The sequence below is a fragment of the Corynebacterium sp. BF-R-2 genome, assembly GCF_024586525.1.
GTDB lineage: Bacteria > Actinomycetota > Actinomycetes > Mycobacteriales > Mycobacteriaceae > Corynebacterium > Corynebacterium singulare.
On record NZ_JAMFTP010000011.1, the window covers coordinates 26,148 to 49,966 of the forward strand.

The 23,819-nt window shown below is 61.0% G+C and carries 24 protein-coding genes; 16 read left to right on the forward strand and 8 right to left on the reverse strand.

Annotation, left to right across the window (positions count from 1 at the left end; genetic code table 11):
• Positions 1 to 9: 9 nt before the first annotated feature.
• Positions 10 to 1,656, reverse strand: a complete 1,647-nt coding sequence (locus M5J09_RS08965; protein WP_257157633.1) for a thiamine pyrophosphate-dependent enzyme — start codon at positions 1,654 to 1,656, stop codon at positions 10 to 12.
• A gap of 124 nt (positions 1,657 to 1,780) precedes the next feature.
• On the opposite strand from M5J09_RS08965, the gene M5J09_RS08970 reads away from it, so the two are divergent.
• Both M5J09_RS08970 and M5J09_RS08975 read left to right on the forward strand, forming a co-directional pair.
• A complete protein-coding gene (locus tag M5J09_RS08970; protein ID WP_257157634.1) occupies positions 1,781 to 2,668 on the forward strand; it encodes a LysR family transcriptional regulator in 888 nt (295 codons plus the stop codon).
• A gap of 150 nt (positions 2,669 to 2,818) precedes the next feature.
• Positions 2,819 to 3,313, forward strand: a complete 495-nt coding sequence (locus M5J09_RS08975) for a hypothetical protein (protein ID WP_144793544.1) — start codon at positions 2,819 to 2,821, stop codon at positions 3,311 to 3,313.
• A gap of 519 nt (positions 3,314 to 3,832) precedes the next feature.
• On the opposite strand, the gene M5J09_RS08980 is transcribed toward M5J09_RS08975, so the two are convergent.
• The 3 genes from M5J09_RS08980 to M5J09_RS08990 are packed head-to-tail and all read right to left on the reverse strand — an operon-like array spanning position 3,833 to position 6,958.
• Positions 3,833 to 4,552 (reverse strand): sulfite exporter TauE/SafE family protein, encoded by a 720-nt coding sequence (locus tag M5J09_RS08980; RefSeq protein ID WP_257157635.1) that lies wholly within the window; start codon positions 4,550 to 4,552, stop codon positions 3,833 to 3,835.
• Between the two features lie 24 nt (positions 4,553 to 4,576).
• Positions 4,577 to 5,260 (reverse strand): TIGR03089 family protein, encoded by a 684-nt coding sequence (locus M5J09_RS08985; RefSeq protein WP_257157636.1) that lies wholly within the window; start codon positions 5,258 to 5,260, stop codon positions 4,577 to 4,579.
• Between the two features lie 45 nt (positions 5,261 to 5,305).
• The gene (locus tag M5J09_RS08990) at positions 5,306 to 6,958 is read right to left on the reverse strand and encodes an LCP family protein (protein ID WP_257157637.1); all 1,653 of its coding nucleotides are present in this window, start codon (positions 6,956 to 6,958) and stop codon (positions 5,306 to 5,308) included.
• A gap of 68 nt (positions 6,959 to 7,026) precedes the next feature.
• Here M5J09_RS08990 and M5J09_RS08995 point away from each other — a divergent pair, with 68 nt between their 5' ends.
• The 3 genes from M5J09_RS08995 to M5J09_RS09005 all read left to right on the forward strand — a co-directional run bounded on the left by M5J09_RS08995 (position 7,027) and on the right by M5J09_RS09005 (position 9,808).
• Positions 7,027 to 7,923, forward strand: coding sequence for a glycosyltransferase family 2 protein (locus M5J09_RS08995; protein ID WP_306558214.1), 897 nt, complete (start codon positions 7,027 to 7,029; stop codon positions 7,921 to 7,923).
• A gap of 54 nt (positions 7,924 to 7,977) precedes the next feature.
• Complete coding sequence (locus tag M5J09_RS09000) at positions 7,978 to 9,072, forward strand: NDP-sugar synthase (RefSeq protein WP_257157638.1); 1,095 nt, start codon at positions 7,978 to 7,980, stop codon at positions 9,070 to 9,072.
• Positions 9,073 to 9,505: 433 nt separating this feature from the next.
• Complete coding sequence (locus M5J09_RS09005; protein ID WP_042529766.1) at positions 9,506 to 9,808, forward strand: WhiB family transcriptional regulator; 303 nt, start codon at positions 9,506 to 9,508, stop codon at positions 9,806 to 9,808.
• 80 nt (positions 9,809 to 9,888) lie between these two features.
• Here M5J09_RS09005 and M5J09_RS09010 read toward each other — a convergent pair whose 3' ends face one another.
• Positions 9,889 to 10,359, reverse strand: a complete 471-nt coding sequence (locus M5J09_RS09010; protein WP_042529768.1) for a metallopeptidase family protein — start codon at positions 10,357 to 10,359, stop codon at positions 9,889 to 9,891.
• Between the two features lie 92 nt (positions 10,360 to 10,451).
• Between M5J09_RS09010 and M5J09_RS09015 the strand changes: the two genes are divergently transcribed.
• Entirely contained in the window at positions 10,452 to 10,895 is a 444-nt protein-coding gene (locus M5J09_RS09015) for a DUF3499 domain-containing protein (protein WP_083280742.1), read from the forward strand.
• Positions 10,896 to 10,932: 37 nt separating this feature from the next.
• Entirely contained in the window at positions 10,933 to 12,300 is a 1,368-nt protein-coding gene (locus M5J09_RS09020; RefSeq protein ID WP_070536226.1) for a phosphomannomutase/phosphoglucomutase, read from the forward strand.
• Positions 12,301 to 12,494: 194 nt separating this feature from the next.
• Here M5J09_RS09020 and M5J09_RS09025 read toward each other — a convergent pair whose 3' ends face one another.
• Entirely contained in the window at positions 12,495 to 13,850 is a 1,356-nt protein-coding gene (locus M5J09_RS09025) for an FAD-dependent oxidoreductase (RefSeq protein WP_239180562.1), read from the reverse strand.
• Between the two features lie 231 nt (positions 13,851 to 14,081).
• On the opposite strand from M5J09_RS09025, the gene M5J09_RS09030 reads away from it, so the two are divergent.
• The 4 genes from M5J09_RS09030 to M5J09_RS09045 are packed head-to-tail and all read left to right on the forward strand — an operon-like array spanning position 14,082 to position 17,667.
• Complete coding sequence (locus M5J09_RS09030) at positions 14,082 to 15,752, forward strand: nitrite/sulfite reductase (RefSeq protein ID WP_257157639.1); 1,671 nt, start codon at positions 14,082 to 14,084, stop codon at positions 15,750 to 15,752.
• On the forward strand, positions 15,749 to 16,000 hold the full coding sequence (locus M5J09_RS09035) for a hypothetical protein (RefSeq protein ID WP_070536223.1): 252 nt from the start codon (positions 15,749 to 15,751) through the stop codon (positions 15,998 to 16,000). The genes M5J09_RS09030 and M5J09_RS09035 overlap by 4 nt, the downstream gene beginning before the upstream one ends.
• 22 nt (positions 16,001 to 16,022) lie before the next feature.
• The gene (locus M5J09_RS09040) at positions 16,023 to 16,700 is read left to right on the forward strand and encodes a sirohydrochlorin chelatase (protein WP_257157640.1); all 678 of its coding nucleotides are present in this window, start codon (positions 16,023 to 16,025) and stop codon (positions 16,698 to 16,700) included.
• Entirely contained in the window at positions 16,693 to 17,667 is a 975-nt protein-coding gene (locus M5J09_RS09045; protein ID WP_257157641.1) for a sulfite exporter TauE/SafE family protein, read from the forward strand. The genes M5J09_RS09040 and M5J09_RS09045 overlap by 8 nt, the downstream gene beginning before the upstream one ends.
• On the opposite strand, the gene cobA is transcribed toward M5J09_RS09045, so the two are convergent.
• Complete coding sequence (cobA, locus tag M5J09_RS09050) at positions 17,664 to 18,392, reverse strand: uroporphyrinogen-III C-methyltransferase (RefSeq protein ID WP_257157642.1); 729 nt, start codon at positions 18,390 to 18,392, stop codon at positions 17,664 to 17,666. The two genes, M5J09_RS09045 and cobA, sit on opposite strands and share 4 nt — an antisense overlap.
• 29 nt (positions 18,393 to 18,421) lie before the next feature.
• On the opposite strand from cobA, the gene M5J09_RS09055 reads away from it, so the two are divergent.
• Together M5J09_RS09055 and manA are read left to right on the forward strand one after the other, a co-directional pair.
• Complete coding sequence (locus tag M5J09_RS09055; protein ID WP_239180552.1) at positions 18,422 to 19,375, forward strand: exopolyphosphatase; 954 nt, start codon at positions 18,422 to 18,424, stop codon at positions 19,373 to 19,375.
• Positions 19,376 to 19,384: 9 nt separating this feature from the next.
• On the forward strand, positions 19,385 to 20,614 hold the full coding sequence (gene manA, locus M5J09_RS09060; protein ID WP_239180550.1) for a mannose-6-phosphate isomerase, class I: 1,230 nt from the start codon (positions 19,385 to 19,387) through the stop codon (positions 20,612 to 20,614).
• A gap of 62 nt (positions 20,615 to 20,676) precedes the next feature.
• Here the strand turns inward: manA and M5J09_RS09065 are convergent, their stop codons facing one another.
• Positions 20,677 to 21,726 (reverse strand): DNA-directed RNA polymerase II, encoded by a 1,050-nt coding sequence (locus M5J09_RS09065; protein WP_257157643.1) that lies wholly within the window; start codon positions 21,724 to 21,726, stop codon positions 20,677 to 20,679.
• A 327-nt stretch (positions 21,727 to 22,053) separates the two neighbouring features.
• Between M5J09_RS09065 and M5J09_RS09070 the strand changes: the two genes are divergently transcribed.
• From M5J09_RS09070 to mtrA, 3 genes are read left to right on the forward strand one after another with little or no spacing between them, the layout of a single operon-like run.
• Positions 22,054 to 22,407 (forward strand): DUF4259 domain-containing protein, encoded by a 354-nt coding sequence (locus M5J09_RS09070; protein WP_042529787.1) that lies wholly within the window; start codon positions 22,054 to 22,056, stop codon positions 22,405 to 22,407.
• Positions 22,408 to 22,428: 21 nt separating this feature from the next.
• Positions 22,429 to 23,049: a dTMP kinase gene (locus M5J09_RS09075; RefSeq protein WP_042529789.1), complete on the forward strand. Its 621-nt coding sequence runs from the start codon at positions 22,429 to 22,431 to the stop codon at positions 23,047 to 23,049.
• A 1-nt stretch (position 23,050) separates the two neighbouring features.
• A complete protein-coding gene (mtrA, locus tag M5J09_RS09080) occupies positions 23,051 to 23,737 on the forward strand; it encodes an MtrAB system response regulator MtrA (protein WP_042529791.1) in 687 nt (228 codons plus the stop codon).
• Positions 23,738 to 23,819 lie beyond the last annotated feature (82 nt).

The following is a 23,819-nucleotide window of genomic DNA, read 5'->3' on the forward strand; positions in this document are numbered from 1 at the left end:
GAGCCTCCTTTAGTCGATGGGCAAGGAAAGGTCTTGGTCGGTGATGACGTTGATGAGCGCGGGTACGCCGTCGTTGTTGATGGCAGCTAGGGCGCGGGCGACGGCATCGGGGACTTGAGAGTCTTCGGTGACGAGTTCGCCGTGTGCACCGAAGCCGCGGGCGACCGCCGCGAAATCCGGGTTCACCAGTTGGGTGCCGGAGACGCGGTCGGGGAAGTGCTTCTTCTGGTGGTCGCGGATAGTGCCGAACTCACCGTTGGACATGACGATGATGAGGAACGGCGCACCATACTGCAGGGCGGTGGCGAGCTCTTGGCCGTTCATGAGGTACTCGCCGTCGCCGGCGATGGTGACCACTGTGCGTTCCGGGAACTGCAGCTTGGTGGCTACAGCGGCGGGGACGGAATAACCCATGGAACCGTTGCGCACGCTGAACTGCGAGGGGTAGACCGTCGAACGAAGGAACCGTTGGGCCCAGATGCAATGGTTGCCGGCGCCGAAGGTGTAGAGAGAGTCTTTGGGCAGTTGCTTGTGGAGGGCCGCAAAGACGGTTTCCATGTGGGCCGTGCCCTCCCTGCCTGCGCGGTACTGGGCAGGCTCAGGTAGGGTTGCGAAGTCTAGGTGGTTCGCATGAGCAGTGTTGAACCACTCCTCACGCGCCTCCGCGCCCCCGACGTTGAGGCGCTCCAGCCCGCTGGTGAAGGCGACAGGGCTGGCCACGATATGGCGCTCTAGGGCGACGGAGTGGCCGCGCAAGCTGGTATCGGGGCTGATGACGATGTTTCGGGCATCGGTGGACTGGCGCAGGGTATAGCCGTCAGTAGGGACATCACCCAGTACTGCGCCTACCTCGAGCACGAGGGAGGCTTCCTCCAGCAGTTGTGCTGCGCGTGGATCGCGGCCGTAGCCCAGCCACCCGGCGTTGGCCGGGGACTCGAAAGGCACACGGTCAGCGGCGCGGAAGTCCTGGATGATGGGGATGTGGTTGTCCTCGGCAAACTGGGTAATGGCTGCGGCGGACTCCGGGGTCCACCGCGGTCCGCCGGCGAATATGAGCGGGCGCTGTGCCTGCGTGAGTTCGCGGCTGAGATGGTTGAGGTCGGCGTCGGAAAGAGCGCCGTCAGCAACCTGGATGGGAGGGTGAATAGTGCCGGTGAACTCGCGGTGGAGGATGTCCTCGGGCAAGCCCACGATCACGGGGCCGGGGCGGCCTTGTTGGGCCTGGAAAAAGGCCTCTGCTACGACACGGGAGGCGCGCTGCGGATCGTCAAGAACGAAGACCTGCTTGGCCTGGGTTCCAAACCAGGCCTTCGGGTCAAACTCCTGAAAGGACTCGCGGTCACGGTCCGAGATGGGGATGAGTCCCACGAATAGCACGAGCGGGGTGGCGTCCTGCCACGCAGTGTGGATACCCACGAAGGCATTGGCCGCGCCGGGGCCGCGAGTCACCATAGCCACACCTGGCTGGCCCGTCGCCTTGCCGTGGGCTTCCGCCATATAGGCCGCTCCGCCTTCTTGACGAGTGACGATGGCCTCGACAGGGGAATCGTAGAGACCGTCGAGGACGGGCAGGAAGCTTTCGCCGGGGACAAGGAACGCGCGGCTGACATTGTGTGCTGCGAGGGATTCGGCAATAGCGGTGCCGACGTGTGACATAGAAAACCTCCCGTAGGTTGATGTGGCGATGGTCTCATTATTCTCACTTAATTTTATGTTGTCTAATGTCTAAAAAGCTGGAAATCCATACCTGTAGTGCATTGGTAGTGGTAGAGGTAAAGTAATGGACACAGTGAAGGCTAAATATTTCCTTGCGGTTGCCGAGTCTGGCACCGTCACTGCTGCTGCGGCACGCCTCGGTATTACCCAACCGGCGTTGAGTCGGCAGCTGCGCCGTTTTGAAAAGGAACTGGGCCTCGAACTTTTCGTGCGGGCCGGGTCTGCGCTGGTGCTCAGCGATGCAGCGCACGCCCTCATCCCGACCTGCCGCCGTCTCCTCGCCGAATCCGCGCGTGCTGGGCAGGCGGTGGAGGCGCTGCGCGCGGGCACCGTCCCAGCGCTGCGCGTGGCGGCCACGCCGACGACGATCTCGACGCTTCTTGCCCCCTTTATAGAGGCCGCGGGTTCCTCGATTCCTCTGCTTTCCACCACCCCGGTTTCTCATTATGACGTCTTCGACGCACTGGAAGGATCCGCGGACGTGGTGATTGCGACCATCCCGCCGGGCGACGACGTCGCCTCCTTAGCGCTGGGCACGATTCCCGTGCGTGCCTGGATGCCGCCGACGCATCCGCTGGCATTGGAGTGTACGGGCTCGACTAGCGTGGACGTCCAACGTTTGCTGCAGGAAAAAGTGGCCTTGCCTTCGCGGCGCAGTGTCTCCCGCGGGGTGGTGGACTCCTTCGTGGGAGCGGCGGGCTACGCACTCGGCTCGCACGTGGAGTGCGATGACACAGCGACGCTGTGTGCTTTGGCGCGGGCCGGGCGCGCGGTTGCAATCATGACGGAGCTGCAGCCAGCTCGACTGGTGGGCTTTGACGTTGTTGATGGTGAACATACGCTGGGCGGGGTGCCGCTGGTAGCGGCCTGGTCACCGGGGCACTTTGCGGGGCGGGACATTGAGCAGATTGCCCGGCGGTTTCGCAGATTTGTTGAGGGATCGCTGCGGTGAGAGAGAGTGTCTGAATGCTGAGACGGTGTCCTCTAGTTGCTGGGGTACCTGTCTAGTTCAGATTCAAGGAATGAATGGTATTGACAATCTTTCACAATACTGTTAATGTGACACCCGTCACGTAATTACACACCACAGGAAAGGTGAAAGATGTCAAAGTTTAAAAAATTAGCCCTACCGCTAGCAGCGGCAATGGCTTTTGGTGCGACGCAGCCTGCTTACGCGGTAGGAGAAACTCACCCCCATGTCCTCCAGCCCCATGGACACAGTTCAGAGGAGATTGCCAACGCCGAATCAATTCAGATCGGTGACGAGGTCTTCACTCAACAGGACCGAAACGAAATCCAAGAAGATTTCAAAAACGTTCAAAAGAACGCAACTACTAACAACGGTAGCGGACCGGAAACCACCACTTACGGAATCGGCTCCTGGATCCGTAAGGGAGTTGTCTACGTACTCAAGCATCAGAAGGATCGGCTCCCTAAAAGGGTGGTTCCGTGGGCCGATAAAATCATTGCTGCTCTAGATTTCGCAGAAGCTTGGGAAGTTGGTGCAATCACTCAAGCCCTTGTGTCTCAGGGAGTGCCACCTGATGTAGCGTATGACTTTGCCTACTGGGCAGTATTCATCTTCGCTCCAATCTAAAAGAAACAGTTTCATGTTCAGTAAAATATCGGCCGCTCTAGTAGCGGCCTTTATTATCTTGCTTGCTTATATTCTGCCGCTCGCCCTGCCAGTTGCAGCAGCCCGAATACTTCCTGGCGTTGAGCTCAACTACTCACTCAGCTCGTTTTTCGAATGGTGCTTCCTTTTGGTAGCTACTGCATTCTTATTGTGGATAGCTGAGATGTTCGGAAAGTACGCTCGCGCCCAATCTTCCATATTCTCTAGAACTCGGCCCTATGCCTTGTACATAGGATTCTTGGCAGAGCTAATAATTAGTTCATTAGTCTTCCGACTGATCATTTCTTCATTACTTATCTCAGTACTATGTGCACTTTTATTAATGCTTTTGTCCGCCCTTATTGAAGAAGAAATCAAGGTCCCAACCCAAACTCCGGGAGGGGAAAGATAGCTGCAAGGTAGACCTACACTTCAGTGAATGGAGAGGTGCTTCTTCAAGTCCGGCCCTTGCGCGGCCGGACTTTGCGTCAGTCAGGCGCCCTAAGCCAGCAGCCCTTCAACAATGAGCGCCAAGGCCGCGCTGATGGCCACCACGAGCACGATGCGGTTGAGTACCTTGGCGTTGATGAAGCGGTTGAGGTAGCTGGCGGCGATGAGGCCCACGATGGCTACCGGCAGGTAGGCCGCGGCGGCGGTGAGCTGCAGGCTGGTGATTTGCCCGCTTAAGCCCAAGATGGCTAGTGAGATGGTGCATCCGATGATGAACGTGCCCGACAGGGTGCCGCGCACACGGGCGGGGTCATAGCCTTTCAGCACTAGTGCCATGGGCGGGCCACCGATGGAGGTGGATGTGCCCAGGAATCCGGAAGCAACGCCGGCCACCGTAAGGTTGGTCGTGGTGCGCTTGGGGGACCAGCCGAGGCTCGACAAGGTCATGGCGAAGATGACGGCGCAACCGATGAAAATGGACAGCCCACGGTGAGACAGGGAGGCAATCGCCCACGCACCCGCGAGTGAGCCGGGGATGCGCGCGATGGAGGAAATAGCCACGATGTCCCAGGACACCGCTGTGCGAGCCTTGAGCATCGTCGTGGTTGAGATGACAAAGGCCAGCAGGAGGATGAGAGTGGGAACCAGCTCTGGCTTAATCAGCGCCAAGATAGGGGTGGCGATGGTGCCCAGCCCAAATCCGATGGTTCCCTGGCAGATTGTGCCCACGAGGATGAGCACGCCGATGAAGATGTAGAGCCAGCTGAACATTGCTCTACTATCTCACGGCGCCGCCTAGGCGCGGACGGTGACCTTCTCGTTGTCCGCGATCTCCTTCAAACGGTCCGCCGAGCACAGGCCCGCCACAATGACGGCGGAGCCGCCCGCGGCGAGTGGTTGGAGTACTGCGCGCTCGAAGGAGACGGTGTCTGTCCAGCCTTGGGAGAGCACGCGTTCAGCGCCCCCTTCGGTGGGGAAGAGCTGCGGGAGAGGCGTGGTTTCCCCGACGAAGTGATCGCCGTAGAAACGGACGGTTGGGCCAAAATCGATGGTGCCGGTGGGGAGCTTACCGCCGGTTTCGGTTACGCCGCGTCCAAAAGGATCTTGAGTAACCAGCACGGTGTCTGCCCCGGGCACTGTGGAGCCCTGAGCACAGGCTTCGGGGGAGGTGAAAAGCACCGCGACAGATTCGACAGCCCCAACCGGAGATGCGCCATCGGTCACATCGAAGGGGATATCGGCGGCTAGCGCGCCGAGCGCGATGACCGCTGACTGCCAGGACACGGGCAAGTCAATGAGGATACGGGACTCAGCGCCGGGCTCAAGGTCGAGCTCCTCGAGCAACATGTTGGCAATCTTGGAGGTCCAGTTCTCCAGTGTTTGCGCCGAGAAGTCCATGCGGGTGCCGTCAGTTTCGTTATAAACACTGAGGCGGGGAGCGGAGGCATCGGCGGACAGGAGATGCTGTAGGAGTTCCATGTCCGCCCATCGTAGGTGGCGAGCACGAAGCCCGCCACGGGATCTTTAGTTCACGCAGCGCGGGCCATCGCCGCCGGCATCAATTTCAGGTGCCACCTCGGCTGTGCCGAAGTCATCGCCCGGGGTGCCCACCTGCTGGTCTTCGGCCACCTGGTTCGATTCCGCTTCAGCTTCTTGCTCCATGGCGGTGTCATCCTTTGGACCGGCGTAGTCGTCGGTAGCCACAACAATGAAAGTGTCTGGCTCCAGGTTCTCGTTCGCGGTAACCGGCAGGCCACCGAGCTGCTCGGCCAGAGCGAGGGCACGTTCGTCGGTGGCATCAGCAGCGACAATTTGGGACTCGGTGTAGAGGCCTGATTGCGCGTTGGCGGTGCGTTCGACTGTGTAGCCTACGTTTTTCAGCCACGTGCCGATACCGCCGGCCATGCCGTCGACGGTTCCGGCATTGAGCACGTGGAGGTTGAGGCCCTCAGCCACGGGTTTGTCGCCGTCGTCAGCAGCCTCGTCCGAGGCTTCTTCCTCAGCCTTCTTGTCGTCTTCCGCAGCTTCCTGGGACTTGGCCAGGTCGTCCATGAAGCGATGTACCTCGGCGGCGTCGATGGTGACGACGGACTCGCCATAGTCACCGACGCCGGTAATGGAAGTCACCGGGATTGTCGTAAAGGTGACATTGCCGCCGGCGAGGCCTGCCAGCTGCGTGACAAAACCCATGATGTCCCAGTCATCATCGATGACCACGGAGCGCTCCACCGCATCCGCAATCTTGTTGAGTTTGCCTGGGGACGTGAGCGTGCCGGAATCCAGCACCTTCGAGGTCAACGATGCCATATAGGCCTGCTGGCGCACGATACGGTCCAGATCACCGCGCGGGAGGTCGTAACGCTGGCGTACGAAGGACAGGCCCTCTGCGCCGTGCAAGGTCTGGCGCCCAGCCGGGAACTTGGCGCCTGACATCGGGTCGTCCACATCGTCGTTGAGGCAGACGTCGACGCCCCCGACGGCGTCGGTAAGCAGCACGAAGCCCAGAAGGCCCACCTCGGCGTAGTGATCCACGCTGACGTCCGTGAGGGTGCGCACCATGGAAATCAATCCCGTACGTCCCGCCTCCGTGCTGAGCTGCTCCATCTCCTTCTCAGTGTGTGGCGGTTTCTTGCCCTCAGCCTCAGCCTCGGCATTCTCCTGCGTCAACTCCTCCATCGCTGCGGACTTGTGCAGTGCAAAGACGGCGTTGATTTTGGTGTTGCCAAACTCGCTGTCGTGAACGTAGGTATCGCGCGGGATCGACACAGCCGTGGCGCGCGAGCCATCGTTGGGAATGCGGATGACCATGATGGTGTCCGTATTCTCCTCGCCTTCATCCACACCCGCGTGGAGATCCGCCAACTCCTGTTCTGACAGAGGATTTCCCTTGGCATCAGTGCGGGAGTCCTTGCCCACGAGCAGGATGTCCACTGCGCCGTCGATGCCTTGATCCTTAAACCCCCCGTCGTTGCCCAAGGACAAATTCGAGGCGGAGGAGATGTCATTGCCCAGTTTGCCCACGGTGAAGTAACCCACACCGGAGAGCACGAGGACCACGGCGGAGAGGAAGGCCACGATGGCCTTGAGCGGCGTGGACCCACGCTGGGTTGCGGGTGCGGACTGCGACGGCGCGGCCTGGATGTGGCGGGCGGCGCGCGGGGAGTTCGGGGAAGTCACGGCAACAGTTTAAGTGAGCAAGCGGTCAAAACGTGAAGCAGTGTCGCGAGCGCGTGCGCGCGTCGTCGTTGGGTACGCTCGATGCCATCGTGAAAGATTTACGCAAACCCCTGGCTGTGGTCACGGTGACATTCTCCCCGGGCCGCTACCTCAGTGACTTTTTGGACTCGCTGTGCTTGGCGACGTCCCACCCAACCCTCACCGTTCTTGCCGATAACGGCTCGACCGACGGCGTGCCGGAGGCCGCCGCGCGGGATCATGCGCATGTGGAGTTCCTCGACACCGGAGGAAATAGCGGTTATGGCGCTGGGATGAACGCCGGTGCCCGGTTTGCCCGCACGCGCGGAGTGGATGAGGAGTTTTTCCTTATTGCGAACCCTGACGTGACTTTTAGTGAGGGCTCCCTCGACGAGCTCATAGCGTGTGCGCGTCGCCACCCAGAGGCTGCGGCCGTGGGCCCGCGCATCGTCGAACCGGACGGAACGAATTATCCCTCCGCCCGCGCGGTGCCCACGCTCTTCACGGGCATCGGTCACGCTCTCTTCGGAACCGTGTGGCCCTCTAACCCATGGTCGAAGGCCTACCGCGATGACGCTGACATGGACAATGAACGGCCCGCCGGCTGGCTATCTGGTTCATGCTTACTCGTACGCTGGGAGGCATTCGACGCAATCGGCGGCTTTGATGAGCGCTACTTCATGTATATGGAGGATGTGGATTTGGGTGACCGCTTCACTCGCGCCGGTTGGAACAACATCTTTTGCCCCTCGGCGGTGATTACTCACGCTAAAGGGCATTCGACGAAGGCTCACCGCGGCGCGATGCTGCGCGCGCACCATGATTCCGCCTACCGTTTTCAGGCGGATCGATACCCGCAGTGGTTCGAGGCGCCTCTACGCGCAGTGCTGTGGCTGGGATTGCGGGTACGCGGGCTGGCTTTGAGCGCGTGCCGCGACAACTCCTAGGGCACGCGCCCTATACACTAACGGTGACTTATCTGTGAGAGTTTAAGGATCGATATGACTGAATCAGCGCCCCAGTGGGGATCGACGGCGGATGCTGTCATTCTGGTGGGAGGCCGCGGTACTCGCCTGCGCCCGCTGACGATTGGTACGCCGAAGCCGATGCTGCCGACGGCCAACTACCCCTTCCTTCAGCACCTGTTGGCCCGCATCAAGGAAGCGGGGATTGAGCATGTGGTGCTCTCCACGTCCTTTAAGGCGGAGGTCTTTGAAGAGTACTTCGGTGACGGCTCCGAGCTGGGCCTAGAGATCGAGTACGTGGTGGAGGAGACCGCACTGGGTACCGGCGGCGGTATCCGCAATGTCTACGACAAGCTGCGCCACGACACGGTCATGGTGTTCAACGGTGATGTGCTCTCCGGCATGGACCTCAATGGCATTCTCGATACGCACCATTCCAAGGGTGCAGATGTGACGATGCACCTGCTGAACGTGGCCGATCCTCGTGCATTTGGCTGTGTGCCCACGGATGCTGAAGGGCGCGTGACGGCTTTCTTGGAGAAGACCGAGGACCCGCCGACAAACCAGATCAACGCCGGCTGCTACGTGTTTAAGCGTGAAGTCATTGAGACCATTCCGGCGAATCGTGTGGTGTCCGTCGAACGCGAGACTTTCCCGCAGCTTCTCGAGTCTGGCCGCCTTGTGGTGGGGCATGTGGACAACTCCTACTGGCGCGACATGGGCCGCCCAGATGACTTCGTACGCGGTTCTTCTGACTTGGTACGCGGCATCGCGCACTCGCCGCTGTTGGCTGGGCGCACCGGTGAATCCGTGGTGGATGAGTCTGCGGGTATTGCCGGTGGCGTGCTGTTGCTCTCCGGTACGGCCGTGGGCCGCGGCTCGGTGATTGGTGCGGGCTCACGCCTTGACGGCACAGTTGTTTTTGATGGCGTGACTATTGAGCCGGGTGCCATCATCAGCAACTCCATTATCGCGTCGGGGGCGCACATCGGAGCCAATGCGCACATCGATAACTGCGTTATTGGTGAGGGCGCAACGATTGGTGCACGCTGCGAGCTGCAGGGAGGCATGCGTGTCTTCCCGGGCGTGAACCTGCCGGATGCGGGCGTGCGGTTTAGCTCTGACGCTTAACACAGCCCGAGGCGCTGGGAGAGTTTCTCCCAGCGCCTCTTTTTTCTGGCACCACCGCCGTCTGCTCGAGGAGTGACGGAAGGTTTTCGTGGTGCCGGTGAGATCCACGAGAATTGCGCGCATGGGTGGCGACACGCCGTGGAAACCTTGGAATTGTTCACAGGACAAGAGGGTGCCACTATATGTAGTACCCCCGATGTTCACCCCCGCCGTCAGGGTGCTGTGGCTGGTGTGAAAGTTGAGGATCGCGTGCTGCACTTTTATCGAAATTGCGAAAAAATCACTCGTGACAGGTTGACGATATTTAGTGATCCGGTGTGAAATGACATCAGTGTAATCAACGGCACGGCGGGCGCGGCACCGAAAGAAAGTTTCGGTGTAGGGTCGGTGCCAACGACGTGAGAGAGAAACGACCTCGGAGAAAGGAAGCGGCGTGGACGATACAACGAATAACAGCGCTATTCTCCGTGGCGGTGCTGCTGCAGAGATGTCGCTCGATGAACTCTTTGGTGCCGTCGAGCAGGAGTGGCAAGACCAGGCGCTGTGCGCCCAGACGGATCCGGAAGCCTTCTTCCCGGAAAAGGGAGGCTCGACGCGTGAGGCCAAGCGCATCTGCCAGGCCTGCGCTGTGCGTGATGAATGCCTTGAATATGCACTGGAGCACGATGAGCGCTTTGGAATTTGGGGCGGATTGTCAGACCGCGAGCGCCGCCGATTAAAACGCGAAGTCGGCTAGCGCAGCGGATCTGGTAGTGCAGCATCTTCACCTCCCTCGGCACCTTTGCTTCATGCAGAGTGTCGGGGGAGGTTTGTGTTTTACCAGCTGAAGCGCGGATCGATATCCTCCGGGTCTACATTGAGGTAGTTGGCTACAAGGGCGGTGAGGACGGTAGCGAGTAGCTCCTCGCGCTCCTGAGCTGAGCGCACGCGTTCTTCCACGGGCATACGGAAAATGACGAGGCGGGCACGCGTAGGCTGCCCCGCTGAATCAACGCCAGCCGGCACAATGCGTCCCAAGGGGATGGGGCCATCCGCGATGATCTCATCTGGCATCACCGTCATATCGACAGACAGGCGCATGCGAGGCACAGTGTCGACGGCGAGATCTAGGCCCGCGAGCTGTTCGGCGAAGGCGTTCTGAATGGGGGCATAGGCTTCAAGCACCGCCATGTCGAAGCGCTCGGCGCTGCTGCGATAGCGCGGTGTTGCATGCGGCAGCAGTGGCCCACGGGCGCCGCGGCCGTGGCGGTGGCGGGCCGGGCGAATGTGGGGGCGAGGCGTGGTCATGCGGCTTAGTTTAAGGCGCACTGGCATCCCTTCGTCATGGGCGCGCCGCGTGGGACTATCTAAATCTCAAGTTTGGGTTTAGACTTGGGCCCGTGAATAGCTCCCGCCGTTGCTCCCGCCCCGGCTGCGGCCGCCCCGCCGTGGCGACGTTGACCTATGCCTACGCTCAGCAGACTGCCGTCGTGGGCCCGCTTTCTGAGGACACCGATCCCCATGCCTGGGACCTGTGTGAGAAGCACAGTGAGCGCATTACGGCACCACAAGGGTGGGAGATGGTGCGCGTCGACCGCATTGAGCTCGACGAGGATGATGATCTCACCGCACTGGCTGAGGCCGTGCGTGAGGCCGGCCGTGTGACCACCGGGCTTGTCGACGATTCCACGACCGGCTCTGGCGCAGATCCCATTGATTACTCCGCCAACTTTGATGGTGCAGACCCGCGTAACTCCAACCATCCAGTCTTCCGCACTCGCCGTGTTCATGACGCTCGTCAGCGCCGCCGCGCACACCTCACGGTAGTGCCGGACGCCGACTAACCGGACTGCACAGGGGGCACGGGTATGCTTGTGGGCTATGCGAACTCGTGAACAGCTCAATGCAGTGATTAAAGCCTATGACGTCCGCGGCGTTGTGGGCGAGGATATCGACGAAACTTTCGTGCGCGATACTGGCGCGGCCTATGCTGCGATTCTCCGCGGTGAAGGTGAGAGTACCGTAGCGGTGGGCCATGACATGCGCCCATCCTCCCCACAGCTGGCTGCTGCCTTCGCTGAGGGTGCCGCCGGCCAAGGCGTCAACGTCATCATGCTGGGACTGACCTCCACCGATGAGCTCTACTTTGCAGCTGGTGACCTGAACTGTGCGGGGGCAATGTTTACCGCCTCGCACAACCCGGCTAAATACAACGGCATCAAGCTGTGCCGCGCGGGAGCGGTGCCGGTGGGCCAGGAGACTGGTTTGGAGCAGATCAAGGACATGCTGATTGAGGGCACCCCTGCCTTCGATGGCGAGCCTGGCTCCATTGCCAAGCGTGAAGTGCTGGGTGACTATGCAGCTTTCCTCCGCGGTCTGGTCCCGTTGGAAAACTCGCGCCCACTCGTCGTGGCTGTCGACGCCGCTAACGGCATGGGCGGCCACACCGTCCCGGCAGTGTTCGAGGGCCTGCCTTTTGACGTTCGGGATCTCTACTTTGAACTGGACGGAACCTTCCCCAACCATGAGGCTAATCCGCTGGATCCGAAGAACTTGGTAGATCTGCAGAAGTTCACTGTCGAGCAAAAGGCGGATATCGGCCTTGCCTTCGACGGTGACGCGGACCGATGCTTTGTCGTGGATGAGAAGGGTCAGCCGGTTTCGCCGTCTGCAATCTGTGCGTTGGTGGCTGAGCGCTACCTAGATAAGTTCCCCGGCGCCACGGTCATCCACAATCTCATTACGTCGAAGACGGTTCCGGAACTCATCGCAGAGAAGGGTGGCACAGCGGTGCGCACTCGCGTGGGGCACTCCTTCATTAAGGCACAGATGGCTGAGCACCAGGCGGTCTTTGGTGGTGAGCACTCGGCTCATTACTACTTCCAGGAATTCTGGAATGCGGATTCCGGCATGCTTGCGGCTATGCACGTGCTGGCAGCGCTGGGTGAGCAGGATAAGCCGCTGAGCGAGCTCATGGCGCAGTACTCGCGCTACGAGGCCTCCGGTGAGATCAACTCGACCGTGGATGACCAGAAGGCAACGACACAGCGCGTGCTCGATGAGCTGGCGGACAAGATTGAGTCCGTCGACGAGCTCGATGGCGTCACTGTTGAACTTAAGGGCACGGACGCCTGGTTCAATGTGCGTGCTTCCAATACCGAGCCGCTGCTGCGGCTCAACGTTGAAGCCAAGACCGAGGACGAGGTTCAGGCCATCGTCGACGAGGTACTGGGCATTATCCGCGCCTAGCGCGAGGGCATGAGCCTTCACGCGCAGTCCTTGAGACAAGAACTGCCCTAACTGACGAGCTTCTCCGCGTCAATTGTGGCGGAGGCGAGAGTTTCGTCAGATAGGGCAGTTTTAGTTCGGGTACGGCCGTAGCGTTGGCGGAGAGGGGGCTGGCGAAGGAGGCTGGGCTGTGGGCCCATCCTTGAGACAGCAGCCTAGTCGCCGCGCGAGTTGAGAACCATCTCTTCCCACTCGACAAACTTCTTGCGCTCGCGGCCCTCGGCCTCACCCAAAGCGCGCTCGGCGGCGTCGAGCTTCTTCCAGCCTTCCCAGGTCAGGTGTTCGAGTCCCTTGGACTCGAAGAGGTCGACGATGTCCTCGTCACGGGAGTGGGAGAGGTTGCCCGCTTCGGCGTCATCAAGCAGCATGCCGATGGTCTCCGTCGCATCGGACTTGGTGTTACCGATAAGCCCCACCGGACCGCGCTTGATCCAGCCGGTGGTGTAAAGGCCTGGCACGATGCTGCCGTCGAGGTCAATGACGTGGCCGCCGTCGTTGTTAATGACGTTCTTCTGCGCATTGAAAGGCACGCCGTCGATGGCATCGGAGCGGTAGCCCACCGCCAGGTAGACGGCCTGTGCCGGCCACTCGGTGAACTTGCCGGTGCCGGACACGGAACCGTCGCCGTTGAGCGCGGTACGTTCGGTCTTCACGGCCGTGACCTTGCCGTTCTCCCCGATGAACTCCACCGGTTGCTCAAAGAGGTGGATCTGCAGGGTGTGCGGCGCATCCTTGGGCTCACGGATGGCGTAGCCCTCGAGGGTCTGGCACACGAGGTCGCAGGACTTTGCTTCCTCGCGGGCCTTGAGGGAGGCCTCGTCGTAGTCGATGTCCTCTGGGTCCACGACCACGTTGATGGTGGGGGAGTGGTCGAGTTCTTTGAGCTCCAGCGGGGTGAACTTGGCCTGGGCCGGGCCGCGACGGCCGAAGACGCGCACGGTGGTGGCCTGGTTCTTGGCCAGAGACTCGTAGACGTTATCCGAAATCTCGGTGGATTCCTTGAGCTCGTCACCGGTCTTGGCCAGGATTCGGGCGACGTCAAGGCCCACGTTGCCCACACCAATGACGGCAACTTCTTTGGCGGAGAGATCCCAGGAACGCTCAAAGCGAGGGTTGCCGTCGTAGAAGCCAACGAACTCACCGGCGCCGTGTACGCCTTCAAGATCAGAGCCAGGGATGGACATGCCAAGGTCGCCGACGGCGCCGGTGGCGAAGACGATGGCGTCGTAGTACTCCTCCAGCTCAGCCACGGTGACATCGCGGCCGACGGTGATGTTGGACAGCAGTCGAATCTGTTCGCTATCGAGCACACGGTGCAGAGAATTGACGATTCCCTTAATGCGCGGGTGGTCCGGGGCCACGCCGTAGCGGATGAGGCCGAATGGTGCTGGCATCTGCTCGATGAGATCGATCTGAACGTTGCCGCCGGTCTTCTTAATCAAGATATCGGAGGCGTAAATGCCGGCCGGGCCGGCACCAATGACGGCTACTTTCAGGGGCTGCTGGGTCATGGATGGCCTTTCGGAGTGTTGTGCTAACTAACGAAAGCTTAGGTCTTAAACAAGCGTGGGGTTTATTGAACCGGCTTGTCTGCTCAAGGGCAACTGTGCCTAATTACATTCGGAGAACATTGTGGCATAGACGCAGCGTGCTTTGCATATTGCCGCGAAAATAAAAAAGACTGCTTTGTCTATTCTGCCTAGACCGGTAGGTTTTCACTATCCGACGAAAGGCAGCAGACTATGACCACCGCCACAAAGCGACCGGCCCGCGCGAAGAAGCCCGAAGGACAGTGGAAGATTGATGGCACCTCTCCACTCAACGGGGATGAAGAGGTTAAGCAGGCCGATGAGGCGCTCGCTGTACGTCAGCGCGTCATTGACATCTACTCCAAGGAAGGATTTTCCTCGATTCCCGCGGAGGATCTCGCTCCGCGTTTTAAGTGGCTCGGTCTTTACACCCAGCGCAACCAGAATCTTGGCGGTGAGATGACCTCGAAGCTCTCCAACGCAGAGTTGCAGGATGAGTACTTCATGATGCGCGTGCGTTTTGACGGTGGCGTAGCGGATCCCGCCAAGCTGCGTGCGGTGGGTGAGATCTCTCGAGATTATGCGCGCTCCACCGCGGATTTCACCGACCGCCAGAATATTCAGCTGCACTGGATTCAGATCGAGAATGTCCCCACCATCTGGGAGAAGCTACGCTCCGTTGGGCTGGATACTCTGTTGGGCTGTGGTGACGTGCCCCGCGTTATTCTGGGTTCCCCCGTGGCGGGCGTGGCCGTTGACGAGATTATCGATGCCACCCCGGCTATCGAGGAGATTAAGAACAATTACCTTCCGCGCGAAGAGTTCCACAACCTGCCGCGCAAGTTCAAGACCGCTATTTCCGGTAATGCTCGTCAAGACGTGACCCACGAGATTCAGGACATTGCTTTCGTCGGTACCAATCATCCTGAGCACGGCCCTGGCTTCGATTGCTTCGTGGGAGGTGGCCTGTCCACCAACCCAATGCTGTCGCAGTCCCTGGGCGCGTGGATTCCGCTCGAGCGCGTCCCCGAGGTCTGGGCCGGTGTGGCCCGCATCTTCCGTGATTATGGTTTCCGCCGCAACCGTAACCGTGCGCGTCTGAAGTTCCTCGTGGCGCAGTGGGGAATTGAGAAGTTCCGTAAGGTTCTGGAGGACGAGTACTTGGATGAGCCGCTTCTCGACGGCCACCCCCTCCCCGTTGCACCCGGCAACCGCGATCACGTGGGCGTGCATCGCCAGAAGGATGGCAAGTTCTACGTCGGCGTGAAACCAACCGTGGGCCACGCCACCGGCGAACAGCTCATTGCCATCGCAGATGTGGCCGAAAAGTTCGGCATTACCCGCATTCGCACCACTCCGATGAAGGAACTGCTCTTCCTTGATGTGGAGGAAAAAGACATCCCGGAGCTGTCCCGCGCACTCGATGACACCGGGTTGTACTCGCAGCCCTCAGAGTTCCGCCGCGGTGTCATTTCTTGCACCGGCCTGGAGTTCTGCAAGTTGGCGCACGTGACCACCAAGGCCCGCGCTATCGAGCTTGTTGACATTCTCGAAGACACCCTGGGTGATCTGGATGTGCCAATCTCCATTGCCCTCAACGGCTGCCCGAACGCCTGCGCCCGTTCGCAGGTCTCTGACATCGGCCTCAAGGGCCAGATCGTCACCGATGCCGACGGCAACCGAGTCGAAGGTTTCCAGGTGCATCTCGGTGGCGCGCTGGGGCTGTCCCCGGACTGGGGCCGCAAGCTGCGTGGACACAAGGTCATTGCTGATGAAGTTCCGGAGTATGTCATCCGGCTGGTGAGTAAGTACAAGGAGCAGCGCGAAGACGGCGAAGAGTTCCGCCACTGGGTCTTGCGCGCCGAGGAGGAGGATCTGCAGTGAACTTCCGCCGCCAGCCCAACCCTAACCGCAATCATCCGGCCCATTGCCCCTACTGCGCCGGCACGGATCTCTTCCCGGATGAGGAAGATGACTTTGCCTGGAAGTGCCAGGAGTGCTTGCGCATCTTCTCGCTGCGATTCCACGGTCAGGATGATGCCCCGGTAGCCCCTGCACCGGCGCTCTCTGCGAACGAGGCGCTCAAGCGCTCCTTGGCTCGCCGCGGCCACTCCACCGCGCCCAAGGACTAGAGACTGAAGAAGGAGGGCCGCCATGACCGCATTGATTACCCTGTCGCACGGCTCGCGCCACCCTGAGGCCGCGTCAAGCGTGGAGGCCTTGACCCGCGCTGCGGGGGTGCTCAGCGGCGTGCCTGCTGTGGCAGCGCATCTGGAGTTCAACACTCCAACTCTGGAGGCCGCAGCGCAGGGATTGGCTGCGCGCGGTGAGCGCGAGGCAGTCGTCGTGCCATTGCTGTTCACCGAGGGCTATCACCAGCGCGTGGACGTTCCCGCCGCGCTCGACAGCGCCTCCGCGTCGACCGGGCTCATCCTTCACCGAGCACGGGGGCTCGGTACCGGTGAGGACATGGCCCAACTGCTGGCTACGCGAGTTCCCGAGGAAGCCAGCAAGGTCATGGTGTATTCCGTGGGTTCTTCTGATGCGAGTGCCAATGCCGCGGTGGCCCGACTTGCGTGCCGCGTGGGTGAGATTGTTGGGTGTGAATGCTCTGCTGCCTATGCCACGGGCCCTAAGGCCGTCGCCGAACAGAACCTTTCACCGCGCGAGCATGGGGAGGTTGTCGTACCCTTATTTGTTAGCCTTGGACTCTTGCTTGACCGCCTTGATGGTGGCTTGACCACGGCTTCGCAACGTCAGGTGCTCCCGCCGCTTGGGACAGCCCTTGCGGAGATTGTCTCCCAGCGCTATCAGGAGGTGGCCCATGCGTAGTCTCATACTTATCGCTCTCGCGGGGGCTGCGGCGCAGCTTGTCGACGGCGGCATTGGCATGGGCTTCGGTGTCACCTCCACCACCATGCTGCTGCTCGCGGGCTTGGGTCCGGCCACGGCCTCCGCCGTGGTGCATACCTCCGAGCTGGGCACGACGCTCGTCTCTGGAATCAGTCACTGGCGCTTTGGCAATGTGCATTGGCCAACAGTGCTCAAGCTGGGCGTTCCCGGAGGAATCTCAGCCTTCCTGGGTGCGACATTACTGTCGAATCTGTCGCTCGAAGCGGTAGCTCCCGTCACCTCGGCCATCCTCGTCATCATGGGCATCAATCTGGTGTGGCGTTTTTCTCAGCCGCGTCGGAAGAAGCCCCCGACAGCCCGCTCGCATTCCACGCCTTTCCTCGCCGGTCTTGGCGTGGTTGGCGGCTTCGTCGATGCCTCCGGTGGCGGTGGTTGGGGCCCACTCTCCACCTCGACGCTCATGGCGGTAGGCCGCGAGCAGCCCCGCCGCATCGTCGGCACGGTCAACACCGCTGAGTTTCTTGTTACTTTCGGTGCGACCGCAGGGTTCATTATCGGCCTCTGGGAACAAATCGTGGCCAATGCTGCGGCCGTTGTGGCACTGCTGATCGGCGGCACCATCACCGCGCCAATCGCGGCGTGGCTCATCTCGCGCGTGAACCCCATAGTGCTGGGCGGGCTTGTGGGCACTGCCATCGTCACGCTCAACGTTCCGAGAGCTCTGGGCTGGGCGCTGCCGCATCCGGCCATCCTTGGTCTTCAAATCGCGGCGCTCGTCGTGGGCGTGGGCCTCTCCGTGTGGGCGAGCAGGCGCCGCACCCGCCGTGAGCGTGAGGGGAATCAGGACGGCCGTCACGCACCGGCGCGCGGCGGTAGCCGAGTTGTGGTTTCTTCAGAGCCAGAAGCTGCCGAATCAACGGCACCGGTGGGTGTCAACGCAGACTAAAGCCCAGCAACCTCGCCAATGACGATGACGGCCGGCGGGGCCACCGCATTCTCCTCCATTGTGGTTCCAAGAGCGGAGAGCTCGCAGCTAAAAACGCGCTCCTCAGCGAGGGAGCCTTCTTGGATGATGCGCACGGGGGTGTGGGGCGGGAGGGAGGCGTCGATAAGCGCTGCGGCAATGGCTGCGGCATTCTTCACCCCCATGATGACGGACAGGGTTGCTCCCGACTGTGCCAAGGCGGCCCAATCCACCAGTGACTTCGGATGGCCCGGCGGGAGGTGGCCGGAAACCACGGTGAGAGCATGGACCATGCCGCGATGCGTGACCGGGGTCCCGGCCAACGCCGGGACGGCCACGGCCGAGGTGACGCCGGGGATAACCTCCACGGGAATACCCGCGTCCGTGAGTGCTGTGAGCTCCTCAAAGCCGCGTCCGAAGACATACGGATCCCCGCCCTTGAGGCGCACCACGCGGCGGCCTGCTCGAGCCTGTTCAATGAGGATCTCGTTGATGCGCTCCTGAGCCACCTGCTTGCGGTAGGGGATCTTGGAGACGTCGATAAGCTCCTTGGCGTCAATGTCACACAACCGATCCAGCTGTGCGGTAGGGCCGAGATGATCCGCCACAATAACGTCTGCGGCCTGCAGAGCCTGCATACCGCGCACGGTGATGAGGTCCCACGCGCCCGGGCCGCCGCCGACAAGGACTACCGGATGAATGCTCATGGCCACTCATCCTAGCTATGCTCGGGCTCATGACTTCCTATGACCCCGAAACCGTGCGCTTCTTCGACGTTGCCCACGAAGGAGCCCAAGCCCGCGTCGTGGCCTCCGCAGTGCCCGACCTCGCTCGAGTCCTGGGCGGAATGCGCCCGCGGTCCCTCGTCATCCTTGCCGCAGACCAGATTTCGCGCGCCGCCGCGCACGTAGCCGTGGGCCTAGCCGAGCCAGCGGATGTGCCCATCATGGTCAGTGAGTCTTTGCCGCGTTTTACAGGCGCACTGGATGTTGTCGTTGTAGCAGGGGAGAGCCTGTGGGCAGAGCGCGCGCTCCATGATGCAGCGCGGCGCGGCGCAACCACCGTGCTTGTCGACGTCCTAGAGGACCCACCTGAAGACACCATCGTGATCGATGCTCTGCCCACAACGGAAGGAGTCTCCCCAGTACGAGCTATCACCGCGCTCCACGCGGTGCAGGCAGTACTGAGCGAAGACCCAGAGCTGGTGGCACGCCGTCTCGACGACGTTGCAGACGCAATCGACCGCGAGATTGACGCGCTGTCCCCGCACCGCGATGCCACCACCAACCCTGGGCGAGCCCTGCGTGAGTTCGCGGAGGGCGGGCGCGTCGTTCACAGCAGCGGGGTGGACCCCTATGGTTTCTCGGACGAACGCACCCGCGTGGACCTCGGCGCGCTCGTTGCCCGCATGGCAGGCGCACTCTGGTCAGTTCATGGCCTCGGCGGCACCGTCGTGGATGCGGAAGGTGTGGGGCCACTTCTTAAGGACGCGCCGACAGATATCTTCTACGACCCGTTTGAGGACGAGGAGCCTTTGGTACCCTTGAAAATTGTTTTATGGGGCCAGGAAGAGGCGAACCTGCCCCATTCCTTCGCTGCAGCGAGCGCCGACCCCGACTGTGGAGATGTGGCTCGCGCGCTGCAGTTGATTACGCGGAGTTATGCCGCGACCGCCTATGACGTGAAATAGAGGATGTCAATGAAGCTGCTTGAGAGCGCTGCCCGCAATTACTCCTGGGGTTCGCGCACGCTGATACCGAACCTATTAGGCGAACCAGAGACTCAGAGCCCTGTTGCTGAGCTGTGGTTCGGCGCACACCCCGCGGATCCCTCAACGATTGATGGCGAACGGCTCGACGGCATTATCGCTGCCGACCCAGAAAGCCACGTAGGCCCGCGAGTGACGGCTGACTACGGCGAGAAGCTCCCCTTCCTCCTGAAGATCCTCGCCGCAGCGGAACCGCTGTCACTGCAGGCACACCCGTCCAAGGTCCAGGCCGAAGAAGGCTTTGCCCGAGAGAACGAGGCCGGAATTGACCTGACCGCCTCCAACCGCAACTACAAGGATGACAACCACAAGCCAGAGCTCATCGTGGCGCTCACGGAGTTCTACGCCATGGCGGGCTTTCGTCCACTGGAACAGACTCGTCGCCTCTTTGCGGCGCTGGACTGCCCAGAGCTCGACCACTACGTGAGCATGCTGGCGGACGATCCCGCGGCCGAAAGTGATAACCTCCGCGCCCTGTTCACAACGTGGATCACCATTCCCGGTGCCAAGCGCAAGGAACTTATTAACGCCGTGGTCGCTGCCGGTGAGCGCCTTCGTGAGCACGCTGCTGGCGACGAGTGGATGCGCACGGTCATGGACACCGTGGCTCAGCTCAACGAGCAGTACCCGGGTGATATCGGCGTTCTGGGCGCACTGTTGCTCAATCACTTGGTACTGCAGCCAGGTGAAGCGATCTACCTCAATGCCGGTGAGCTGCACGCCTACGTCTCCGGCTTGGGCGTAGAAATTATGGCTAACTCCGACAATGTGCTCCGAGGCGGCCTCACCCCGAAGTTCGTGGATGTTCCGGAATTGGTGAAGGTCCTGACTTATTCCGCCGCGGAGGACCCGCGCGTGGCGCAGGTAGACAAGTCGGGCCAAGACAACGTTCACGGCGCCCAGGCGTGGTCATACCCGGTACCAATTGAGGAATTTGCCCTCGACCGCGTAGAGCTTTCCGGTGAGGACTCCGTGGACGTGGATTTCGACGGCCCCGTTATTGTGCTGTGCACATCCGGTGTGGCAGCTCTCAGCAACGAGCAGGGCGACAGCATTGAGCTGACCGCCGGTCATGCTGCGTGGCTTCCGGCACATGACCCTGCCGCCACAATCCGCGCTGTGGAAGGTAAGAGCGCGCAGGTGTTCGTCGCGCGAGTGTAGGCCGATGACATGACCACCCAAGCTCGTGGAGCTTGGGTGGTCATGTTTATGTGCTGGGTGCTTTAGGGAGCGTCAGCGGTGCTGCCAGACAGCTCGGCTGGAGAGGAGGGCATCTCTGGGATTTCCGCAGAGTCTTCCTCGACAGGAGTCGTACCCTCCGGGGAGTCCTCGGGCGTTGTGTCACGTGGGCTGGGGGATGGGCCAAGAGAGGCAGTCTGGACGGATGGCTCCTCGGCGGCGGGCCTGTCGTCGGTAGGAGCTGCCGGAGTCGGGGCCTCGTTGGTGTGAGAAGCTTCCTGCTCGAGGGCGTTGGCGAGCTGAGCCAGCTCCTCGGATTCCCTTCGAGCTGCCTCTTCTTGTGCCTTCTTCTCCGCGTCAGTTGGTTCGTTAAACCCTGCACCGTCGCGTGGCTCTTCCCTGGGCTTTGGTGCTTCTGGAGTCCATCCTGCAGGTTGTGGGGTTGGGTTGTCGCGGTGTGGGGCATCCGCATCGCTCGGCGCCTGAGTGTGCTCTGGCACGTGGGACGGCTGCGGAGCAGGGGAGGCCTGCGGCCCGCTATCACGTGAGTCGGAGTCATCCTGGTGATTCTCGTGCGCGTCCTGCTGGGAGGCGGTGTGCGGCGCTGGCTGGGCTGTGGGCTCCGAACCCGGGGTGACCTTCTGGGGGGACTCTGGGGAAGGAGCGGCAGACGAGGGTGCTGTGGATTGATCTGCGGGCAGCGGGGTTAGCGGGTGGTTGCCTTCAGTTTGCTGATCCTGCGGTTGCTGATTGTTCAGTGCGGACACGTTGTCAGGGCGGTAAACCGCCGTCGGGCGGGCCGGCTCCGTGCGGTTGAAAACTGCATTGGGTGCCAAGTACGGGTCATCCGCGGGAGCGGCAATCTGCGCCTGCGAAGACTTTGGTTGTGGGGCAGAGGCAGTGGTCGTGTAGGAATGCTCCGCGGACGAGGATGTCGTCGTAGTGACGGAGGCGCTGGTCCCAGCGGTCGCCGCCGAGGGCTCCGTTAAAACAGACTCCGGAGCGCTCATCTGCCAGACCGCAATGCCAATGGCCACCGCGCACAGGAGACCCGCCGCCACAAAAGCGAGGACGCGGCGTGGGGTGCTGGTCATGCTGGGGTCTCCTTTCCGCGCAGAAGGTCACAAGTCGGTAACAACGATAGCATGAAAACCCGCGCAGCTGGTGGTTCCCCTTTCGGCGCTCACATGTGCACAGGATTTTGCCAGGAAAAGGTCGTTTGGCATCGTCCACACGGCCCAGTGTCGTGGCCCTAGACACGGTACGGTGAAGACTAGCGTGACACGGTCTAAAGAATGGTAAAACGTGGGTAAGAGACCTCCCTCGAGGCGAGGAGTGCTGTCGCCCACCACCCCCACAGTTACAGATTTCAGCATCAAGCACCAAGTATGAACAAGCACTAGGTATTAAGGAGAAAACCAATGAGCTCATGGGACGAAGACATCTTCACTGACGAGGCTAACGTCGACTTCCTCGACGAACTGTCGGACCTCGAAGACGACGATATCGTGGCTGCGGTGGATGATGCCTGTGCGCTTGCGGTCTCTGGGGAGGACCAGACCGACGAGGAACAACGCAACGCTCTGGCGGCTGCCACCATCGCTGCAATTTGGGCTGGCGCCCCGTTTAGTGCTGGTGACGTGGTGGAGGACTATCCCTTCATCCGCGAGCTTGCGGGATCCGGTAGCGAGAACCTCAATGAGCATGCTGTGGAGTTGCTTGAAAGCGTAGAAGAGGACTACGACCTCGAGGCTTTCATCGAGGCGCTGTCGTAGTTTTAGAGGTTTTCTACCAGTATGCTGATCAGTATTGAAGGTATCGACGGCGCCGGCAAGAACACCGTTACCCAGCGTCTGTGCGAAGAGCTTGACTGCGCGGTTGAGGTCCTGAGTTTCCCGCGCTATGAGGATTCCATCCATGCACAGCTCGCGCAGCAGGCGCTGTACGGCAATATGGGAGACCTCACCGATTCTGCCTATGGCATGGCCACGCTTTTTGCCTTGGATCGATTGGGGGCGAAGGAGCAGCTGATTGCCGCAGCTGAGGACACCTCGTCCCTTCTCATTCTTGATCGTTATGTGGCCTCCAATGCGGCATATTCGGCTGCCCGAGTGGGTGAGGAGGCCGTCGTTCAGTGGATTTATGACCTAGAGTTTGAACGTTTCGGCCTGCCTGTCCCTCAGCTGCAGATTTTCCTCGATACGGACGTGGCAGTGGCCGGTCAGCGCGCGGTCACCCGGGCGGCGGAGGACGGAACCCGGTCCCGTGACCGCTATGAGCGCGATGCTGGGCTTCAAGCCCGTACGGCCGCTGCCTACCGGCGATTGGCAGATCAGAAGTGGGCAGGGCGGTGGATCGCCACCGCGGATGCCGATATGATTATTCAATCTGTCAAGGACCTTGTAGGAGAACAGTAACGTGGCACCGAAAATCTTGGTCGTGGATGATGACCCGGCAATTGCCGAAATGCTTACCATCGTGCTCGAAGCCGAAGGCTTGGAGCCTATCGCTGTCAATGACGGCAATGAGGCCATTCCTGCCTTCCACGCACACGACCCTGATCTGATCTTGCTGGACCTCATGCTGCCGGGCATGAACGGTGTGGATATCTGCCGCGCCATCCGCACGGAATCTTCGGTACCCATCGTGATGCTCACAGCGAAGACGGACACCGTTGATGTTGTCCTGGGCCTCGAATCAGGTGCCGATGATTACATCACTAAGCCTTTCAAGCCCAAGGAGCTTATTGCTCGCATCCGTGCGCGTCTTCGCCGCACAGATTCTTCATCCGGCGAAATGATTGAGGTGGGGGACTTGCTTATCGATGTCCCCGAGCACACCGTCACTCGGAAGGGCGGTGAGGAGATTTCCCTGACGCCGCTGGAATTTGACCTCCTGTTGGAGATGGCTCGCAAGCCCGGACAGGTGCATACCCGTGAGGCACTGTTGGAGTCCGTGTGGGGCTATCGCCATGCTTCTGATACCCGCCTAGTGAATGTGCACGTGCAGCGTCTGCGCGCCAAGATCGAGCACGATCCGGAAGATCCACGCATCGTTCTCACTGTGCGCGGCGTGGGATACAAGACCGGAAAAATCGGCGAGTAAAGGACAGCCGTTATTTTTGTTGGGTTGAGACGCGTCAAGGACGGCGTCGTCGAGCGCTGGCGCACATCCCTGCAGACCCGCG

Coding starts and splice junctions, on each gene's coding strand:
- M5J09_RS09075 (WP_042529789.1), top strand. CDS start 22,429: ATGCTGATCAGTATTGAAGGTATCGACGGCGCCGGCAAGAACACCGTT.
- M5J09_RS09000 (WP_257157638.1), top strand. CDS start 7,978: ATGACTGAATCAGCGCCCCAGTGGGGATCGACGGCGGATGCTGTCATT.
- M5J09_RS09025 (WP_239180562.1), bottom strand. CDS start 13,850: ATGACCCAGCAGCCCCTGAAAGTAGCCGTCATTGGTGCCGGCCCGGCC.
- M5J09_RS09020 (WP_070536226.1), top strand. CDS start 10,933: ATGCGAACTCGTGAACAGCTCAATGCAGTGATTAAAGCCTATGACGTC.
- M5J09_RS09045 (WP_257157641.1), top strand. CDS start 16,693: ATGCGTAGTCTCATACTTATCGCTCTCGCGGGGGCTGCGGCGCAGCTT.
- M5J09_RS08985 (WP_257157636.1), bottom strand. CDS start 5,260: ATGGAACTCCTACAGCATCTCCTGTCCGCCGATGCCTCCGCTCCCCGC.
- M5J09_RS09065 (WP_257157643.1), bottom strand. CDS start 21,726: ATGACCAGCACCCCACGCCGCGTCCTCGCTTTTGTGGCGGCGGGTCTC.
- M5J09_RS09030 (WP_257157639.1), top strand. CDS start 14,082: ATGACCACCGCCACAAAGCGACCGGCCCGCGCGAAGAAGCCCGAAGGA.
- M5J09_RS09040 (WP_257157640.1), top strand. CDS start 16,023: ATGACCGCATTGATTACCCTGTCGCACGGCTCGCGCCACCCTGAGGCC.
- M5J09_RS08970 (WP_257157634.1), top strand. CDS start 1,781: ATGGACACAGTGAAGGCTAAATATTTCCTTGCGGTTGCCGAGTCTGGC.
- cobA (WP_257157642.1), bottom strand. CDS start 18,392: ATGAGCATTCATCCGGTAGTCCTTGTCGGCGGCGGCCCGGGCGCGTGG.
- M5J09_RS09010 (WP_042529768.1), bottom strand. CDS start 10,359: ATGACCACGCCTCGCCCCCACATTCGCCCGGCCCGCCACCGCCACGGC.
- M5J09_RS08965 (WP_257157633.1), bottom strand. CDS start 1,656: ATGTCACACGTCGGCACCGCTATTGCCGAATCCCTCGCAGCACACAAT.
- M5J09_RS09070 (WP_042529787.1), top strand. CDS start 22,054: ATGAGCTCATGGGACGAAGACATCTTCACTGACGAGGCTAACGTCGAC.
- manA (WP_239180550.1), top strand. CDS start 19,385: ATGAAGCTGCTTGAGAGCGCTGCCCGCAATTACTCCTGGGGTTCGCGC.
- M5J09_RS08980 (WP_257157635.1), bottom strand. CDS start 4,552: ATGTTCAGCTGGCTCTACATCTTCATCGGCGTGCTCATCCTCGTGGGC.
- M5J09_RS09055 (WP_239180552.1), top strand. CDS start 18,422: ATGACTTCCTATGACCCCGAAACCGTGCGCTTCTTCGACGTTGCCCAC.
- M5J09_RS08975 (WP_144793544.1), top strand. CDS start 2,819: ATGTCAAAGTTTAAAAAATTAGCCCTACCGCTAGCAGCGGCAATGGCT.